The 18,542-nt window shown below is 58.6% G+C and carries 17 protein-coding genes; 9 read left to right on the forward strand and 8 right to left on the reverse strand.

Annotated elements, in window-relative coordinates:
- Positions 1–60 precede the first annotated feature (60 nt).
- From AACR93_RS11110 to AACR93_RS11125, 4 genes are all read left to right on the forward strand, one after another.
- Positions 61–633 (forward strand): phasin family protein, encoded by a 573-nt coding sequence (locus AACR93_RS11110; RefSeq protein WP_042030972.1) that lies wholly within the window; start codon positions 61–63, stop codon positions 631–633.
- Between the two features lie 81 nt (positions 634–714).
- On the forward strand, positions 715–1,902 hold the full coding sequence (locus tag AACR93_RS11115) for a patatin-like phospholipase family protein (protein WP_043850809.1): 1,188 nt from the start codon (positions 715–717) through the stop codon (positions 1,900–1,902).
- A gap of 1 nt (position 1,903) precedes the next feature.
- Positions 1,904–2,545 carry a TetR/AcrR family transcriptional regulator gene (locus AACR93_RS11120; RefSeq protein ID WP_041207755.1) on the forward strand — a complete coding sequence of 214 codons (642 nt, stop codon included), beginning with the start codon at positions 1,904–1,906 and terminating at the stop codon, positions 2,543–2,545.
- A 25-nt stretch (positions 2,546–2,570) separates the two neighbouring features.
- Positions 2,571–3,359 (forward strand): hypothetical protein, encoded by a 789-nt coding sequence (locus AACR93_RS11125; RefSeq protein WP_042030969.1) that lies wholly within the window; start codon positions 2,571–2,573, stop codon positions 3,357–3,359.
- Between the two features lie 93 nt (positions 3,360–3,452).
- Here the strand turns inward: AACR93_RS11125 and AACR93_RS11130 are convergent, their stop codons facing one another.
- Both AACR93_RS11130 and AACR93_RS11135 read right to left on the reverse strand, forming a co-directional pair.
- The gene (locus tag AACR93_RS11130) at positions 3,453–4,883 is read right to left on the reverse strand and encodes a wax ester/triacylglycerol synthase family O-acyltransferase (RefSeq protein ID WP_043850810.1); all 1,431 of its coding nucleotides are present in this window, start codon (positions 4,881–4,883) and stop codon (positions 3,453–3,455) included.
- A gap of 261 nt (positions 4,884–5,144) precedes the next feature.
- Positions 5,145–5,480 (reverse strand): polyhydroxyalkanoic acid system family protein, encoded by a 336-nt coding sequence (locus AACR93_RS11135; protein WP_043850811.1) that lies wholly within the window; start codon positions 5,478–5,480, stop codon positions 5,145–5,147.
- Positions 5,481–5,738: 258 nt separating this feature from the next.
- On the opposite strand from AACR93_RS11135, the gene AACR93_RS11140 reads away from it, so the two are divergent.
- Entirely contained in the window at positions 5,739–6,467 is a 729-nt protein-coding gene (locus AACR93_RS11140) for an FFLEELY motif protein (protein ID WP_043850812.1), read from the forward strand.
- Between the two features lie 271 nt (positions 6,468–6,738).
- On the opposite strand, the gene AACR93_RS11145 is transcribed toward AACR93_RS11140, so the two are convergent.
- Genes AACR93_RS11145 through prpB form a run of 3 tightly spaced genes read right to left on the reverse strand, consistent with a single transcriptional unit; the run spans position 6,739 to position 10,220 of the window.
- Positions 6,739–8,184, reverse strand: coding sequence for a bifunctional 2-methylcitrate dehydratase/aconitate hydratase (locus tag AACR93_RS11145; protein ID WP_043850813.1), 1,446 nt, complete (start codon positions 8,182–8,184; stop codon positions 6,739–6,741).
- Between the two features lie 10 nt (positions 8,185–8,194).
- Positions 8,195–9,322, reverse strand: coding sequence for a bifunctional 2-methylcitrate synthase/citrate synthase (prpC, locus tag AACR93_RS11150; RefSeq protein ID WP_043850814.1), 1,128 nt, complete (start codon positions 9,320–9,322; stop codon positions 8,195–8,197).
- Positions 9,323–9,332: 10 nt separating this feature from the next.
- Positions 9,333–10,220: a methylisocitrate lyase gene (prpB, locus tag AACR93_RS11155; protein WP_043850815.1), complete on the reverse strand. Its 888-nt coding sequence runs from the start codon at positions 10,218–10,220 to the stop codon at positions 9,333–9,335.
- Positions 10,221–10,367: 147 nt separating this feature from the next.
- Here prpB and AACR93_RS11160 point away from each other — a divergent pair, with 147 nt between their 5' ends.
- From AACR93_RS11160 to rsmF, 4 genes are all read left to right on the forward strand, one after another.
- On the forward strand, positions 10,368–10,994 hold the full coding sequence (locus AACR93_RS11160) for a paraquat-inducible protein A (RefSeq protein WP_043850816.1): 627 nt from the start codon (positions 10,368–10,370) through the stop codon (positions 10,992–10,994).
- Positions 10,978–11,580, forward strand: coding sequence for a paraquat-inducible protein A (locus AACR93_RS11165; RefSeq protein ID WP_033113812.1), 603 nt, complete (start codon positions 10,978–10,980; stop codon positions 11,578–11,580). Before AACR93_RS11160 ends, AACR93_RS11165 begins: the two co-directional genes overlap by 17 nt.
- A gap of 55 nt (positions 11,581–11,635) precedes the next feature.
- Positions 11,636–14,188 (forward strand): MlaD family protein, encoded by a 2,553-nt coding sequence (locus AACR93_RS11170; protein ID WP_043850817.1) that lies wholly within the window; start codon positions 11,636–11,638, stop codon positions 14,186–14,188.
- Between the two features lie 132 nt (positions 14,189–14,320).
- Entirely contained in the window at positions 14,321–15,748 is a 1,428-nt protein-coding gene (rsmF, locus tag AACR93_RS11175) for a 16S rRNA (cytosine(1407)-C(5))-methyltransferase RsmF (protein WP_043850818.1), read from the forward strand.
- 229 nt (positions 15,749–15,977) lie between these two features.
- Here rsmF and AACR93_RS11180 read toward each other — a convergent pair whose 3' ends face one another.
- The 3 genes from AACR93_RS11180 to AACR93_RS11190 form a co-directional block, all read right to left on the reverse strand.
- Entirely contained in the window at positions 15,978–16,262 is a 285-nt protein-coding gene (locus AACR93_RS11180; protein WP_042030958.1) for a hypothetical protein, read from the reverse strand.
- A gap of 171 nt (positions 16,263–16,433) precedes the next feature.
- On the reverse strand, positions 16,434–17,462 hold the full coding sequence (locus AACR93_RS11185) for a site-specific integrase (protein WP_156152945.1): 1,029 nt from the start codon (positions 17,460–17,462) through the stop codon (positions 16,434–16,436).
- Positions 17,463–17,758: 296 nt separating this feature from the next.
- Entirely contained in the window at positions 17,759–18,538 is a 780-nt protein-coding gene (locus AACR93_RS11190; RefSeq protein ID WP_043850820.1) for a TatD family hydrolase, read from the reverse strand.
- Positions 18,539–18,542: the final 4 nt, after the last annotated feature.

Here is an 18,542-nt window from a genome sequence, read left to right on the forward strand (position 1 = left end):
ACCCGATTGCAGTTTCGTTGTCGCCATTACATTTATCTGTCGTTATTCAAGGAGAAGATCATGGCTAAAAAACTTAAAGCGCTGGCAGGTTCGGTGACCGACAACCAACTCACCTCCACCATCAAAGAGTCCACCCAGCAGATCTGGTTGGCCGGCTTGGGCGCCTATGCCAAGGCGCAGGAAGAGGGCGGCAAGATTTTTGAAGCGCTGGTGCAGGAAGGTGAAGCGCTGCAAGCCAAAACCCGTCAAAGTGCTGACGAGAAGATTGCTGCGGTAGCCGATAAGACTGCCGGTACCTGGGGCCGTCTGGAGCAGGTGTTCGAAGATCGCGTTGCCCGCGCCGTAGCCAGTCTGGGTATCCCGACTCGCAAGGACATCGACAAGCTCTCCAAGCGCATGGCCGAGCTGACCGAAGTAGTGCAACAACTGCTGGATGCTCAGGACGAAGAGGCTCCGGCCGCTGAAGCCAAACCGGCAGCCCCGAAGAAAGCGCCGGTCAAGAAAGCTCCGGTAAAGAAGGCGCCGGTCGCCAAGGCTAAAGAGGCTGTGGTTGAGCAGGCTGCTGACCTCCTCTCCGCTGCAGAAGATGCTGTCAAAGAGGTGAAGGCCAAGGCCGAGAGCGTTCTGCCGTAATCCGTCTCGATGGCAAAGAGTGAGCATCACCGGCCCATGCCCAGCGCTGGGCCGGTTTTCTATGGATAGGGAGGAGGCTCTATGAGTACGGTAGCAATCGCCCTTGCCGGTGGCGGGCCACTCGGTGGCATCTACGAGATCGGTGCCTGCGCCGCCCTCTCCGACAGCATCAACGGCCTGCGCCTTGAACATGCCGATATTTATGTCGGCGTCAGCTCGGGCGCCGTGGTGGCATCGGCGCTGGCCAACGGCATCTCGGCAGAAAAGCTGGTGCGCATACTGCTCAGCGACGACTCCGGCGAGATGTTTGATCCCGCCACATTGCTGCGTCCCGCCTTTCGTGAATACGCTTTGCGACTCGGCTCCATCCCGCCTCTGGCGCTGGAGTGCCTGATGCGCTATCTGGCTGCCCCCTGGAAACGCAGCCTGTTTGAATCGCTGCAGGGCCTCTCCAGGGCGATCCCGACCGGGCTGTTCGACAATCGCGGGGTGGATCGCATCCTGACCCAGTTCTTCTCCCGTCCCGGTCGCAGCAACGATTTTCGCCAGCTAAACCGCCGTCTGTTCGTGGTGGCGACCGAGCTGGATACCGGCCATCCGGTCGCCTTTGGCGGGCCGGGGCTCGACGATGTGCCCATTTCGGCGGCCGTGCAGGCCTCTGCGGCCCTGCCCGGCCTCTTTCCTCCCTCCTTGATCAATGGCCGTTACTATGTCGATGGCGCCCTGATCAAGACCCTGCATGCCTCGGTGGCGCTGCAGGAGGGGGCAGATCTGGTCTTCTGCATCAATCCGCTGGTGCCCTTCGATGCCGGAATGGCGCCCGGAGAGCCCACCAATCTGGTGGATAGCGGTTTGCCTGTGGTGCTGGCCCAGACCTTCCGCGCCATCATCCACTCGCGGATGCATGTGGGGATGGATCGCTATCGCCATCAATACCCCAACGCCGACGCACTGCTGTTTGAACCATCCCCCGCCGATGGCGAGATGTTTTTTACCAATGTGTTCAGCTATCGGGATCGTCGCCGCCTGTGCGAACACGCCTTCCAGCACACCCGTCGTGATCTCTGGCAGCGTCGCCACGAGCTGGCACCCATTTTGGCCAAGCATGGCTTCGAGCTCAATCTGAAGGCGCTCGCCGACCCCGACCGCACCCTGTTGGCCCCCAGCAGCGGCTCGGTCGCGGCCCTCGACAAGTCGCTGGAACAGCTGCAACACTGGCTCGCCAAGCGTTATCGCCGTGGCGTACGTCGTCCACACGTGAAGGAGTAGCATGGATCGCAAGCCCAAACGCCGTACCCGGGAACGGATCCTGACCACTGCCCTCGCCCGCTTCAATCTGCTGGGCGAACCCAGCGTTACCACCTCGGCCATTGCGGCCGAGATGGAGATAAGCCAGGGGAATCTCTACTACCACTTCCACAACAAGGAGGAGATCGTCAATGCCCTGTTCGACGAGTTCGAGCAGGAGATGGAGCGCTTGCTCGATGCGGTCAGCGCCCCGTCCGATGAGCCTGAGGATATCTGGCTCTTCCTCCACCTGATGTTTGAAGCCATCTGGAAATACCGTTTCTTCTACTACGATATCTCCACCCTGATGAATGGCTACCATCGGGTCGAGCAGCGCTTCTCCGCCCTGCTGCGCCGCAAGGAGCAGACAGCCATCACCATCTGCACTCACCTGCAGACGGTCGGCCTGATGGAGGGAAGCCCCCAACAGCTGCGTTCACTGGCTGCCAACGTGGCGCTGGTGGGCACATTCTGGATCTCGTACCAGCGGGCACTGCACCCCCGGAGCGACGCCGATATTGCACTGGGCGTCTTTCAGGTGATGCAGCTGGTCGCCCCCTACCTGCGGGACGATGCCCGTGTTCATCTGGGCGCTCTCGCCCACCAATACACCGAAAAGGTTTGACTCAAATGCTACAGGGAGAACAAGCATGACCACCTCACAACTCGAATTTGTCCCCTTCCCCTACGCGGATGCGGCCTATGACTATGCTGGCCAGAAGCTGGCCGATAACTGGGAACGCCTCCATCAGGGGGATGCCGAGCCATGGCCGGAAGACGAGCAGGTACAGGATGCCTGGCGGGCCTATCACGCAGGGGATTTTGCCCAGGCTGTCGCCCTTGGCGAAGCGGCCGGTGAGGCGGGTCTCAATGTGGCGAACAAGGCGCTGGTGATCCACGCCAGCTACCTGCTGGAGGACAAATATGCCAAGCGTGCCGCTTTCGAGCGGGCTGCCAGCCATGCCGAGAAGCTGCAAAAACGCCAGCCGGACAATGCCAACGCCTGGTACTTCCACGCTCTGGCCCTTGGCCGTTACAGCCAGGTGATCTCCATCTCCAAAGCCCTCTCTCAGGGTATTGGTGACAAGATCAAGGCAAGCCTGGAGAAGGCACTGGAGATCGAACCCGACCACGCCGAAGCCCATATCGCCTTTGGCGCATGGCATGCCGAGATCGTCGACAAGCTGGGCGCCATGATCGGCGGCCTCACCTATGGCGCCAAGAAGGAGGAGTCCGAGCGTCACTTCAAGGAGGCGCTGGCACTGATCCCCGACTCCGCCATCGCGCGGATGGAGTATGCCAATGCCCAGGTGATGCTGCACGGCAAGAGCCGCCTGAAAGCGGCCGAAGCCCTCTATGCCGAAGCGGCCGAGTGTGAGCCGATGGATGCGATGGAGCGCCTCGATGTGGAGGCGGCGCGCGAAGAGCTGGAGGATTAATCCCCCCGGCTTTACGCAGCAGCGTCAGGCAACAGATAACAAAGAGGCCAACCCGCGGGTTGGCCTCTTTTTATCGGGGTTTTACGTACCGGATCAGCCCAGCAGGGCATCAAGACCGTTCGGGTCGAACAGTAGCTCCGGCTCCAGCAACACCAGCAGCAGTAGCTGTTCAAACTCCACCGCGAAGCGGTCGACAACCTTATCAGGATCAGGTACCAGCTTCTTGTCGGTGATAAGCCCCAGCTGCACACCGTGATCGTAGGAGAGGATGGAGACGCCGACGCCGATATCCCCGGCCTGCGGTACCCAGAACAGCGGCTGGCGCAGGCGCGCACCGGCCAGATAGAGGGTCTGCTGCGGCCCCGGCACATTGGTGATCACCGCGCTGGCTTTGGCCGCCAGCAGATCGACCGCCTGCTGTTGTACCGCCTTGGGCGCCATGCCAAGACCATGGAGCAGATTGAGCACCACAACCGGCTGCAGCGAGCTGCGCAGCGCCTGCATCCGATCCCGTACCGCATAGAGGCGTTGCAGCGGATGGGCGATATCGAGCGGCAGATCGAGGGCCACCAGCCCGAAACGGTTGCCAAGGGCACCGTCATCGTCTGGGGATCGCATATTAACCGGCACCAGAGCGCGAATTTCGATGTTGTCGACATCGTCCCCCTTCTCTTCCAGGTAGTGGCGGAACGCGCCGGCGGTGGCGGCGATCAGCAGGTCGTTGACCGAGCAGCCCAGCACCTTGCCCACCGCCTTGATGTCTGGCAGCGGGATCTGTTCCGACCAGGCAACCCGTTTGCTGCTGCCCGTCTTGCCCTTGAGGCGGGAGGGTGAATCATCGCCCAGCGTCGCAATGTTGCACAACTCGCTGGCCACATCGCGACCGGCTTTGAGGTAATCCACCGCCTTGGTGGGATGGGTCAGCACCTCGACATATTTGGACCAGAGGGTGCCGGTCAGCTTGAGGCCCGCCTTGACCAGCCTGCTGCCGTGGGGCGTGTCGTCATCGTCCTCCTCATCGGTGGGCTCCGGCGCCGCCTTGGGACGGATGGGGGTGACCGGCTGCGGGGAGTTGTCCATCATGGTGAGCATGGCCCGCACCAGCGAGAAGCCATCCCCCATGGCGTGGTGGATGCGCACCACCAGCGCCTGACCGCCCAGCGAGGTGTCGGTCAGGTGCATGTCCCACAGGGGACGCTGGTGGTTGAGCGGGGTCGAAGCGAGATCGGCCACCAGCTTCTCCAGCTCAATTTTGCCCGCCTTGCCGGGCAGGATCACCCGTTTGAGATGCTGGTCGAGATCGAAGTCGGGATCATGGCGCCAGCAGTAGGATCCCCCCTCCAGCACGGCTCGCTGGTGGAAGCGGGGCTGTACCGAAATGGTGTGGCGCAACCCGTTGCGCAGACGCTCTTCATCAAGCTGCCCTTCAAACATCAGAACGCCGATGATCTGCATCAGGTTGTTGGGTCTGTCCATGCGTAGCCATGCGGTATCAACGCAAGAGATAAATTCACTCGTTGGCATGCTGTTTCCCTGCAAAATGAAATTGTCGAGACAGCCAGAAACCTTCTCCCTTCATCTCGCAATGAGCGGAAAACGTAATTAAAGATGAGGTGGTCAGGCCGACTCGAAATATTAAGTACGAAAAGTGATGGCTATATTAAATATCCAAAATGCATTGCTAAACATTCACCGAACAATAAGCAGAGAGTCGAGCAGAAATAGCCTGTTCAATACATGTCTTACTCTCTTCACCGCTATTTAAAATGGCGGGTGAAATTGGTTTCATACCCGTTTCGGGCAGGGTAATCGGTTATCCACATAATCGAGGATCTCCTGCTCCAGCACACTGCGTACCGGCAGCAGCATCAGGCCAAGATGAACATCGAGCTGCAAATTATCTTCATCGAGAATGAGCGAACCATGAACGCCCGAGCCACGAAACCGCAATTCGGTCTCCTCTTCATCCGCCCATTCACAATCCAGTTGATAGTTTTCGCACATGTCCTGGGCAATGGCTTCTGCGACCACCCGGGCACCGACCAGCCCCAGCGGGTGCTGACGGCTGATCTGGATGGTTGAGAGCCCGCGACTGCCAGCGAGCGAATCGTATAGAAACATGATGAGTACTCAGGGTAATGACATATCTGTTGATATTAAACACATGTTCACAACAAGTGAAAGAGTCATTTACATAAATGGGACTCACTTAACAGTGTCTGCCGTCATGGCAAGGGCTGGCGTGGCGCAGGATTTATTCCCGGTCGCCTTCAGGCTACACTTGGCAGTGAAGAAGGTGTAAAAACTGTATGTTTTTCATTCGGTTGTCTATTTCGAATCTATAACTCCGTCCTGTTACACACAATCAGAGAGCTGTCGATGACCCATCAATCCCACTCCCCCGATGACGAGAGCACCCTTGGCCAGCTCTATCGCCAGCTCAATCGGGTGGCGGCTTTGCGCGAGCAGATGCGCAGCCATCCGCAAGATATGCAGGATCGGGACTGCTTGCGTCAGTGGCAGGCCGACCGGCTGGGGCGCACCCACAGGGATTTGCTGGAGAGCGACCGTTATGGCCCGGCCGCCCGCTTCTTTCTGACCGATCTCTACGGGCCGGGTGACAGTGCTCGCCGCGATGCCGACGTGATGCGGGTGATGCCAACCGCCGAGCGGCTGTTGCCGGAGTCCGGCCACAAGGTGCTGGCGCAGGCGATTGAGCTCGACGCCCTCTCCGAAGAGCTCGATTACCTGATGGTGGTGGCGCTGCGCCGCATTGGCGGGCTCAATCCCATTACCGCCGAACGCTACACCATCGCCTATCGTGCCGTAGGTGAGCAGGCGCGTCGGGAGCATCAGATTACGCTGGTGAGCCAGCTTGGCATGACGCTGGATCGGCTGGCGAGAAAGCCGCTGCTGGGGGCAACCCTCAAGCTGGTCTCGGGCCCGGCCCATTTGACGGGGCTTGGCGAGCTCTTCTCCTTTGTCGAGCGGGGTTATCAGGTGTGCCATCACATGGGGCGTGCCAACGAGTTTCTTGAAACCATCGCCAGTCGCGAGACGGCCATCATGACGGCGCTTTTTAGCGGTGATAGCAGCATGCTGGCTTAAGCTCGGTAGACGAAGATTGTTGCAAATAAATCGAGTTGAAATTGGTCATTGTTGCGTCAGAGAAACAGCGCGCGGAAAGCGGATCGTTGCCGTGGTAGTGGCACGATAAAAACGCGAGGCCCGATCGTTGGTAACAGACAGATGCAGCAACGTCTGAACGTCTGATTGTGCAAGAGGTTGCCAGATAACCGTTGCCAGACGACAAAGCGGGCCGATGGGCCCGCTTTTCGTTTATCACTGTTTGCCGATATGTTGGCCAATGCAAGATCGGTCAGATCACCAGCAGATCTATAAAGGCGTGTACCGGGGTGGCAGCAAGCCGCGGCCCATCCTGACAGAGGGCAAGGATGTCGCTGACCCGTTTGGCCGGGAAGCGGGTGGCCAGATTGTGCTGGAATTTCTCCACCAGCAGCGGGATCCCCTCCTCCCGGCGACGGCGATGGCCGACCGGATACTCCACCTCCACCTTGGCGGTGTGAGTACCGTCCTTGAAGAAGATCTGGATGGCGTTGGCAATGGAGCGCTTGTCTGCCTCCAGATATTCGCGGCTGTAACGCTTGTCCTCCTGCACCACCATCTTGCTGCGCAGCGCGTCGATGCGGGGATCGGCGGCAACATCGTCCTCGTAATCCTCGGCAATGAGTCGACCGAAGATCAGCGGCACCGCCACCATGTACTGCAGGCAGTGATCTCTATCGGCCGGGTTGTTGAGGGCGCCGACCTTGCTGATGATGCGAATGGCCGACTCATGGGTGGTGAGCTCGATACGGTCGATCTCGTCGAGCCGTCCCTTCACCTGCCCATGCAGCTTCATGGCGCACTCCACCGCGGTCTGGGCATGGAACTCGGCGGGATAGGAGATCTTGAACAGCACGTTCTCCATCACATAGCTGCCGTACCCCTGATGCAGGGCGAACTGGTTGCCCTTGAACAGCACATCGTAGAAGCCCCATTTTGGCGCGCTCAGTACGCCGGGATAGCCCATCTCGCCGCTCATGGTGATAAGGGCGAGGCGCACTGCGCGAGAGGTGGCATCCCCTGCCGCCCAGCTCTTGCGCGACCCTGCATTGGGGGCATGACGGTAGGTCCGCAGGCTCTGGCCATCGACCCAGGCCTGGGAGACCGCATCGATCACCTGATCGCGGGTGCCCCCCAGCATATGAGTCACCACGGCGGTGCTGGCAACCTTGACCAGTACCACGTGATCGAGACCGACCCGATTGAAGGAGTTCTCCAGCGCCAGCACCCCCTGAATTTCGTGGGCTTTGACCATGGCCACCAGCACATCGGCCATGGTGAGCGGCGCCTTGCCCTCGGCCACGCGAGTACGGGAGAGCCAGTCGGCAGTGGCGAGAATACCGCCCAGATTATCCGAGGGATGACCCCACTCGGCGGCTAGCCAGGTGTCGTTGTAATCGAGCCAGCGGATGATGGCACCGATGTCCCAGGCTGCCTTGACCGGGTCGAGGCAGAGCTGGGTGCCGGGCACCCGGGCACCATGGGGCACGACAGTACCGGGTACGATGGGGCCAAGGTGCTTGGTACATTCGGGGAAGCGCAGGGCCAGCAGGCCACAGCCCAGCGTATCCATCAGGCAGTAACGGGCGGTGTCGAGAGCCGCCTTGCTGGTAATGGGGTGGTTGCAGACATAATCGGCAATATCGACCAGCACCTGATCGGGGTCTGGTCTGTTGTTGACGTCGACGTTGGCGGACATCGTGACTTCCTTATCGTTGTTGTAGAGAGACAAAGTGACGGGGGGCCGGGCCGACATAATCGGCGCTTGGGCGGATGATCCGGTTGTGCTCGCGCTGCTCCATCACGTGGGCGCACCAGCCGGTGACCCGCGAGCAGACGAAGATGGGGGTGAACAGCTTGGTCGGGATCCCCATGTAGTGATAGGCGCTGGCGTGGAAGAAGTCGGCGTTGGGAAAGAGCTCTTTCTCCTCCCACATCACCTTCTCCGCCTCGCAGGAGACGCGATAGAGGCGATCATCACCCACCGCCTCGGCAAGTTTGGCCGACCACTCCTTGATGATGACGTTGCGCGGATCCGAGGTGCGGTAGATGGCGTGGCCAAAGCCCATGATCTTCTCCTTGGCCGCCAGCTTGGCCAGCAGTTCGCGCCTTGCCTGCGTCTCGTCTTGCCAATCTTCAATCATCGCCATGGCTGCCTCGTTGGCGCCGCCGTGCAGCGGGCCGCGCAGGGTGCCGATGGCGGCGGTGATGCAGGAGAACATGTCGGAAAGGGTTGAGGCGCAGACTCGCGCGGCAAAGGTGGAGGCGTTGAACTCATGTTCGGCGTAGAGGATGAGGGAGACATGCATCACCCGCCGCTCCAGCTCGCTTGGCGCCTTCTGGTGCAGCAGGGCCAGAAAGTGGCCGCCGATACACTCCTCGTCGCTGTCGAGGGCGATGCGAATTCCCTCGTGGCTGAACTTGTACCAGTAGATCAGAATGCCCGGAAAGGCGGCCAGCAGCCGATCCGCCACTTCGTGTTCATGCTCGAAACCATCTTCCGGCTCCAGATCGCCGAGCATGGAGCAGCCGGTACGCAGCACATCCATCGGATGAGCATCGGCGGGAATGCGCTCCAGCACCTCCAGCAGCGCCGCCGGCAACGTGCGCAAGCGGCGCAGCTCGCGTTTGTAGTCGGCCAGTTGCTGGTTACTCGGCAACTCTCCCTTGAGCAGCAGATAGGCGACCTCCTCGAACTGGGCGCTATCGGCCAACTCCTTGATGTCGTAACCGCGATAGGTAAGCCCGGTGCCACTCTTGCCCACGGTGCAGATACTGGTCTCCCCTGCGCTTTGGCCGCGCAGACCTGCCCCGCTCAACGGTTTCTGTTGTCCCATAAGCTGCCTCCTATTCCTTGGCTGAAAACAGACGATCCAGTGTCTGCTCGTAGTGGTGATATCCGAGGAAGTCGTAGAGCGACTCCCGGGTCTGCATGGTCTCCACGACGGCGCGTTGATGGCCATCCTGGCGAATATGGTGATAGACGTTGAGGGCGGCCTGATTGGCGGCCCGGTTGGCACTCAATGGATAGAGCACCATGTCGACCCCGTGGGCGGCGAGCTGCTCCTTGTCAAACAGCTCGGTTTTGCCGAACTCGGTCATGTTGGCAAGGATCGGCACTTTGGCCACCTGCTTGAACTGGTCGTATTGGGCCAGTTCGGTCACCGCCTCGGCGAAGATCATGTCGGCCCCGGCGGCCACATAGGCGGCGGTGCGCTCAAGAGCAGACTCCATCCCCTCCACCGCCAGCGCATCGGTGCGAGCCATGATAACGAACTCGCCATTCTCGCGAGCATCTACTGCCGCCTTGATCCGATCACACATCTCCTCCAGCGACACCACCGCCTTGTTGGGGCGATGACCGCAGCGCTTTTGGGCCACCTGATCTTCCATATGGACGGCGGCGACACCGGCCCGCTCGAACGCGCGAATGGTGCGGGCAATGTTGAATGCCCCGCCCCAGCCGGTATCGATATCGACCAGCAGCGGCACTCGGGTGGCAGCAGTGATCCGCTCTGCATCGATCAGCACATCGTTGAGGGAGGTCATGCCGAGATCCGGCAATCCGTAGGAGGCGTTGGCGACACCGGCACCCGAGAGGTAGATCGCCTGAAAGCCGCTGCGCTCGGCCATCAGCGCCATATAGGCGTTGATGGTGCCGACGATCTGTAGTGGCTTTTCGTTGGCAAGGGCGGTACGAAAACGCAGCCCTGCCGAGAGGGGCAAACTGGACATCATGACTCCTTTCATCTGTCTGGTTTGACCATCTAATATCACGTTTACGTTAACGTCAATTATACTTTCGTAACATTAAGGAGGCAGGCAAGACAGGGAACCGGTTTTAGGGTAAATTTCACCAATTGCTTCAACAGGTTGAATTGTATGATGGAGCCCGGTTCCGTGATCGTCTGCCCGGCGTGCGACTTGCTTATCCAGCGCAAGGCGCTGCCGCTGCGTCGTCATGCCCACTGCCCTCGCTGTCACCAGCATCTCTATGGCCGTTATGCTTTTCGTCCCTCTCAATTGATGGCGCTGACCATCACCGGATTTCTGCTGCTCCCCTCCGCCTTTTTCGAACCCCTCATCTATCTGCGGTTGGCGGGGGTCAACTCTGATGCCAACTTGTTGCACGGGATTTTTGTGCTGTTTGGCGAGGGGGAGTTCTGGGTTGCTTCCTTGGTGCTCTGGTGCGCCGTGCTGGCCCCCATCGGTCTGTTGACCGGGATTTTTGCGCTGGCATCGGGCCTTGCGAAACGCTGGCATCTCCTTGCGCCAACCTTGAAGGCAGTCGAAGTGTTTCGGCACTGGGCCATGCTGGAGGTCTATATCGTCAGCCTGCTGGTTGCCCTGTTCAAACTGATCGATATTGCCGATGTCAGGTTGGGGGGCGGGCTGCTCAGCCTCGGCATTCTGATGCTGCTTAACATGAGTTTGCTGATCCTCTTTGATCCGGCCCCCTATTGGGATCGGATCCCGCTCAAGGAGAAAGGCGATGACCAGCGCCCGTGAGATGGGGCTCTGCCGCTGCCATACCTGCGGCCTGCTGGTGCGTTATCAGGCGGGATGCGTCTGCCCACGTTGCGACAGCAAGCTGCAGGTGCGGATCCCTCATTCGCTTGCCTGGTCGTGGGGCTTGCTGGCACTGGCCACCTTTATGCTGCTCCCCGCCAACCTGCTGCCCATCACCCACTTCTACAACAAGGGGCTATTGCAGTCGGATACCATCTTCAGCGGGATCCTGATGCTCTATCGCAGCAAGATGAGCGGGATTGCCACCATAGTGCTCACCGCCAGCATACTGGTACCGGTGGGCAAGATAATCGGGTTGGCCTGGATCTGCTGGCAGCTGCAACGGGCCAAACCGGTGCGGCGCAAGCGTCAGCTCTTGATGTATCGGGTGATCGACTTTATCGGCCGCTGGTCGATGCTGGATCTGTTTGTCATTTCGCTGATGGTGGCGCTGGTCGATCGTGGCGTCATGCTAAGCGTCCGGGCTGGCCCCGGCGCCACCGCCTTTGCCGGTGTGGTGGTGCTGACCATGATGTCGGCCCGCATGCTCGATACCCGACTGCTTTGGGACAAGGCGGCCCGTTGATGCGTTTTCTGTTTCTGTCTGATGGGCGGCTGCGCCTGGTCAATAAGGAGTCACTATGATCGGGGCTGAACCCGTCATCGAAAAGCGCCGCTGGCTATCGCCAGTCTGGTTGTTACCACTCATCGCCCTGCTGCTGGCTGGCGGCTTTCTCTATCAACAGATAGCGAGTCGTGGCCAGCTTATCCAGATCAACTTCGCTCAGGGTAATGGCATCTTGCCGGGCAAGACCCAGATCCGTTATCAGGGGGTGGCCATCGGGGTGGTGCAGGAGCTGGAGTTGGCCGAGGATGGCCGCCGCATTGCGGTGCTGGCCAAGATTGACAGCCGTGCCCGCCCGCTTATTCGCAAGGGGTCCGACTTCTGGCTGGTGAGCCCCAAGGCATCGCTGACCGAGATCTCCGGTCTCGATACCCTGGTCTCCGGCAACTACATCAATCTGCAACCTGGGCACGAGAGCAATCCGCTGCAGGAGAAGTTTGATGCCCTCGACGGCCCTCCCCCCGGCTATCAGGCGCAAGGGCGGATGCTGCATCTGACCGCCGATTCGCTGGGCTCGGTCGGTATCGGTGCCAAGCTCTATTTCCGCGGCATCGAGGTGGGCAGCGTCATCAATACCCGCCTGGGTCAGGACAACCAGAACGTTATTCTGGATCTGGTGATCGAGCCTCGTTTTGAACATCTGGTCAAAACCGATACCCGCTTCTGGAACATCAGTGGCATCAAGGGCTCTTTCAGTCTGGCTGGCGTCAGCGTTGAGGCTGGCAGCCTCACTTCCATTCTGAGCGGCGGCATCGCCTTTGACTCCCCCAAAGCGTCTCCCGAGTCGGAGAAAGGACAAACCTTCGTCCTCTACAAGGGGCTGGCAGAAGCGGCGCGCGGCAAGCGCATCGATATCATGGCGGGCGATCTGCCCATCAAGGAGGGAATGCCCATTCTCTTCGAGGGAATCGAAATTGGTCGCGTCGATCCTATCCACCTTACTGACAAGGGGCGGGTGGTAACAGCGCTGATCAATCCGGAGCAGGCATATCGCATCACCGACAAGAGTCAGCTGGTATGGGAGAGCGTTTCTCTCTCCCCGACCGGTGTGAAGAATGCCGATCGCCTGCTCTCTGGTCCCGCCATTCGCCTTGACTATGTGGCGGGCAAAGAAGTGGCCAGGATGGCGCTGACCGATCGGGCGCCACAAGATGGCATCAAGGTGACGTTGCAAGCGGACGATCTGGCAGGTCTTAATCAGGATGCCCCCCTCTGGTACAAGGGGCTGCAGGTTGGTCGCATCAGCCAGCTCGATCTCGATGGGCGCGGCAATGCTAGCGTGGCCCTGCAGATCCAACCCGCTTACGCCCATCTATTGAACCGTGCCCGTTTCTATCGCGCTGCGCCGCTACAGATAGATGCCGACCTGAGCGGTATCAAGGTCGAGGCCAGTCCGGCCAGTGCCTGGTTGAGCGGTGGCATCAAGCTGGTGCAGGCGAGCAGCGGCGAGCGGATAAACCGCCTCTACCCCAATCAGGAGCTGGCGTTGCTCGGTACCCGTGATGCCAAGCCCCAGCGCTGGTTGCTCAAGGCGGATCAGGCGGACGGCATCGGCATCGGCTCTCCGGTGCTCTATCTGGGGTTGGAAGCGGGCAAGGTGAAACAGCTGCGCGCCGCCAAAGAGGGAGTGGAGATAGAGCTCGAGATTGACGGCATCTATGCCCCTCTCCTCGCCCGCCAGCCACAATTCTGGAAAAAACCGGCTATCGACACCCGGGTTCGGGTTGATGGTGTGCAGGTAAAAGTTGGCAATCTTGGCACCCTGCTGCGCGGTGCCATCGAGTTCGACTATCTGGCGAATGGCCGCAGCAGCCATCAATTGTTCGATTCCAAGGAGCAAGCCAAGGCCAAGGTACGCCAGCTGTCACTGGTGGCAGAGAGTAATCCGGGGCTCGGGATTGGCAGCCCGATCCGCTATCGCGGGGTGGATATCGGTAAAATTGAAGAGATCGAGCTGGAGCTGACCTTGGGACAGGTGATCTTCAAGGCCGAGCTGGATGGCCTGTACGCCGAGCGTTTCCTGCAATCCGGAGCGCGCTTTACCCTGGTGCAAGCCAAGCTGGGTCTGGGTGGTGTGGCCCATCTCGATACCCTGATCAAGGGGGCCTTTGTTGAGGCCGAGCCCGGTAAAGGGGCTGGTCGGAACAGCTTCCCCCTGAGCCAGAGCGGCCCTGCCGGTTTGGCCCTCACCCTGAAAAGCCCGTCGGTGAATGGCCTCTCGGTTGGCAGCCCGCTGCTGTTTCGCAAGATGGTGGTCGGCAGCGTGACCAAGGTGGCACTGGCCCGCGATGGCAGCGAGGTGGTGATCGACGTCAATGTGGAGCAGGAGTATGCCCATCTGGTGCGCGCCAACTCCCGCTTCTGGAATGTCTCCGGGGTCAAGGCGGACATTGGCCTGACCGGTGGCACTATCGAGGTCGAGACGGTGCAGAGCCTGCTTGCCGGCGGCATTGCCTTCAATACGCCGGAAAAAGAGATGGGGCCGACCGTCAAGGCCGGGCACAGCTATCCCCTCTACGGCAAGGCCGAGAAAGAGTGGCAGGAGTGGAGTCCCCGCATCAAACCCTGATTCCTCTCTTCACGTTGTTATCCAAGCCCGGTCCAATGCCGGGCTTGTTCATTTTTACCTGCTGCACTTTAAGAATATTCCTAGCCCTGTGATAAGATGTCGCCCCTCTTTTTCGGTCAACGAGACGGCACAGTGCACGACAATACCTATCTACCCGATCACTTTTTGCGCCATATAGCGGCCATCATGCCTGCTCATCTCTCCATGGATGAGTTCGTTGCAAGTTGCCGACGACCGCTGCGCCGCAGTATCCGGGTCAACACGCTCAAAATTGCCGTCTCTGACTTCGTTGAAAAGATGCAGCCACAAGGCTGGCAGTTCGATCCCGTGCCCTGGTGCGAGACAGGCTTCTGGCTGAGCCGCACTGATGAGAGCGTGCCCCTTGGCAACACGGCCGAGCATTTGAGTGGCCTCTTTTACATTCAGGAAGCGAGCTCCATGCTGCCGGTGACGGCACTGTTTGCCAGCGACAAGATCAAAGCGGACGGCATGTTGCTGGATGCAGCGGCCGCCCCCGGCTCCAAGACTACCCAGATCGCCGCCCTGATGAACAATCAGGGGATGCTGGTTGCCAACGAGTTTTCCAGCAGCCGGCTCAAGGTATTGAGCGCCAATATTCAGCGCTGCGGGGTGACCAATGTGGGGATGACTCACTTTGATGCCAAGGTGTTTGGGCAGTGGCTGCCGGAGACCTTCGACGCCATCCTGCTCGATGCCCCCTGCTCCGGTGAAGGTACCGTGCGCAAGGATGAAGATGCGCTGCGCAACTGGAGCATCGAAAGCATTGACGAGATTGCTGCGGTGCAGCAGGGGCTGCTGGAGAGTGCCTTCCATGCCTTGAAACCGGGTGGCGTACTGGTCTACTCCACCTGCACACTCAGTTTGCAGGAGAACCAGGAGGTCTGTCAGTCACTGCTGGACAAGTTTGGCGATGCCTTGAGTTTTGACTCGCTGGCCGATCTATTCCCCCATGCAGAGCAGGCCTGCACATCCGAAGGATACCTGCACGTTTGGCCCCAGATCTTCGACAGTGAAGGCTTTTTCGTTGCCAGATTGCGTAAGCACCACTCGGTGCCAAACACCATGTTCAAACCGGGCAAGCTCGGCAAATTCCCCTTTCTGCCATTGGCATCGAAAGAGTCTGAGCCCATGCTGCGCGAGATTGAAGCCAATTTTGGTGTGGCGCCACAAGGTCAACTGTTTGGCCGCAATGACGAGATCTGGCTGTTTCCTCATCTGTTTGAACAGGTTCAGGGCAAGCTGCGCTTTGATCGCATCGGCATCAAGTTGGCCGAGACGTTCAAGAAAGGCTATCGCCTCACCCATGAGTGGGCGCTCGCCTATGGTGATAAAGCGAACAAGGGCGTGGTCGAACTGGACAGCGCCAACGCGCGGGAATTCATGATGGGGCGGGACGTCTGGCCAGAGCAGGATGCTGGCGCAGGCGAGGTGATTGTCCGCTATCAGGGGCATACCCTGGGTATGGGGAAATGGGTGGGTAGCCGGATCAAGAATGCCCTGCCCCGGGAGCTGGTGCGCGACAACAATCTGTTTGGCTGATTTTGACTGAACGAGGAAAGGTGACTCGACGCTGTTCGAGTCTGTAAAACCCACACTCTGGTTGAAATTTTATCGGGTTCTTGAAAAGCCTTGAGCCTTGTCTAAGCTTAAGGCAATCCGAACACCAAACACCAGTTAGCGCACGGCTCTGCAAGGAGCCAATTCCCCTATGCCAGGTACACGGAATTCGTACCTGGCTTTTTTTATCTCTTCTTAGCCAAGTTCATCGTTATTCGACACTCTCTTCCAACAGAGCTATCTCCACTTTCTCTGCGTGAGGTTCGCTCCCCAGCTCATGGTGATAGAGCAGATCGATCGCCTGTTCGATGAGTGATGCCTGGCTATCTTCAAGATGCAAGCCGAGTGCCGCCAACCGTTCGGCATGGCGATTACTGATCCAGCATTGCAACCGGGTATGACTCTCTTGTTTGCGTTTTACATGCTGACGCTGGCGCTTGGCGTTGTTCTGCGAGGCAGTCTCTTTTGCCTCAAGCTCGTTGATTTCCTGGCTCATATGACCTTGCGATACTTGTTTTTATAACTGGTTATCTCTCACACCTCTTCGCATAGTGGTAAAAGATGGGGCTTCCCCCTACCCTCTGCCAGCTGACTACGAAGCCAACCAAATATACCACCAGATCAATGGGATATCATTTAACATAAAAAATGCAGTGACGCACTTATGCTAAAGCAGTCCATCCAGCGCGTGATCAGAGAATTTATGGGCATCGTCAAAGTACTCTTGCAGGGTGCGCATATCCTTGTGACGGGTAACCTCGATGATCTTGTTCATCGGTTTGCCAGCGGTGACGGCCGAGGTGATAAATCCGCGACGTAAACTGTGGCCACTGACATAGAGGTCATCGATAGCCTGACCGGTGCGCCGCTTGATCATCAGGTTGATACCCTGCGGTCCCAGAGGATCTGGTGTGAGTTGGCCCCAGCGATTCATCCTCCGAAAGAGCGGCCCTTCATTGATCCGGCTCTTCTTGAGCCAGCTGCCAATCGCAGCAACCGGGCAATAGTGCTTGCCCGGGATAAGGGCAATTTCGGTCTCATGGAGTTGATGCTTGCTTGGTTTGAGACGAAGCCGGATCCCCTGCCCCACAAAATCGAGGTCACTCACCTCGATTCTGGCTGCTTCCGAGCGGCGTAAAGCGCCACTGAACATCAACAGCAACAGGGTGTGATCCCGAAGTCCTGCCAGATCATTGGTATCGATGCCATCCAACACCTGGGTCAATGGCTGCAGCGTCAGGGCGCCCGTTTTGCGCTTGCGGTTATCACCAAGACGGACAATACCGCGCATCATCTCTTTGATTTCAGGGTGTTCGGTCGGCATCGGGTGAATGCCTTTCTGTTTGAAGGCGTAGCGGATCCCGGCGAGCCTTCGCACCAGAGTTGCTGGTTTGCGCGGTTCACCATTACGCAGCTCCCCTCTCCCTTCTTCTTTATTGAGCCATACCCAGTCAGCCAGTACCCCGTCGGCCTGATCTGCCAGAAAGTTCATGATGTCGTGATGGGTCGTTTGCAGTGGATCCAGACCATGCAACTGGCACCAAAAGACAAAAATCCGGGTATCCGCCTGATAGGCATTGAGGGTCGAATCTGCTTTGGCACTGCGCAGGAAACGGCGAGCACGGCTATTTAGCTGGGCATCAAAGACCGTTTGCAATGACTGATGAGCTGAGCCTGAAATGGATGGATGTGACACGGAAGATCATGATTCATATGAAGTTTAGGAGGATCTTACAGGATCCTCCAGCTTCATCAAGTATCGATAATGAATATTATCGATACTAATGAGTGTCTGTTTAACCCCCAATCTAGCATCTCCGTTTTCTCTAAACTGATGTCGTATTCATGTCCGGTTTACAGGTTGAGTCATTGCGCTGATGGCAATTCAATGTTGCGATAGTGAGAGATAACGGCTTGGTGAGTTGCGTCTTGCTTTACCGCCATATACGGGTTACTGAAAGTAAAACGCCCCGTAATACGGGGCGTCGGCTCTTATTTCTGGGCAAGTTTGAACAACTCAAAGAAGTTGCGACTGGTTGCTTCTGCCAGTTCACTGAGCGGTATTTGACGCAGGTCGGCAATAAACTGGGCAACGTCGCGCACGAAGGCGGGTTCGTTCTCCCTCCCCCGATGTGGAACCGGAGCAAGATAGGGCGCATCCGTTTCGACCAGCAGTCGATCGAGAGGCAACGCCTTCACTACCTCCTGCAACGCCGAGGCATTCTTGAACGTGGCTATCCCCGAGATGGAGATATAGAACCCCATCGCCATTGCCGCTTCTGCCATCTCGAGAGACTCGGTGAAACAGTGCAACACGCCGCCAACCTGATCCGCCCCCTCTTCGCGCATGATCTGCAAAGTATCTTGCTGGGCATCACGAGTATGAATGATCAGCGGTTTGTTCAGCGCACGGGCAACCCGGATATGTTCACGGAAGGAGGCTTGCTGAACCTCCTTGTTCTCGGGTGAGTAGAAGTAATCGAGACCGGTCTCACCAATGGCCACCACACGTGGGTCGGCAGCTTGCTTGAGCAGCAACTCGGCATCAACACCGGGTTCCTGATTCAGGGGGTGCACCCCGCAGGAGGCAAACACCTGGGGATAAGGGGCAATGGCCGTGATCATGGTCGGAAATTGCTCTTGCGTCACGCTGACACAGAGAAAGTATCCCACCTCCTGCGCGGCCGCTTTGGCCAGCACATCAGCCATATTGCTCTGTTTGCTGCCATAGCTGAGACGATCGAGGTGACAGTGGGAGTCAACGAGTAACATACAA

This window comes from Aeromonas sp. L_1B5_3 (genome assembly GCF_963866575.1).
Classification (GTDB): Bacteria; Pseudomonadota; Gammaproteobacteria; order Enterobacterales; family Aeromonadaceae; genus Aeromonas; species Aeromonas jandaei.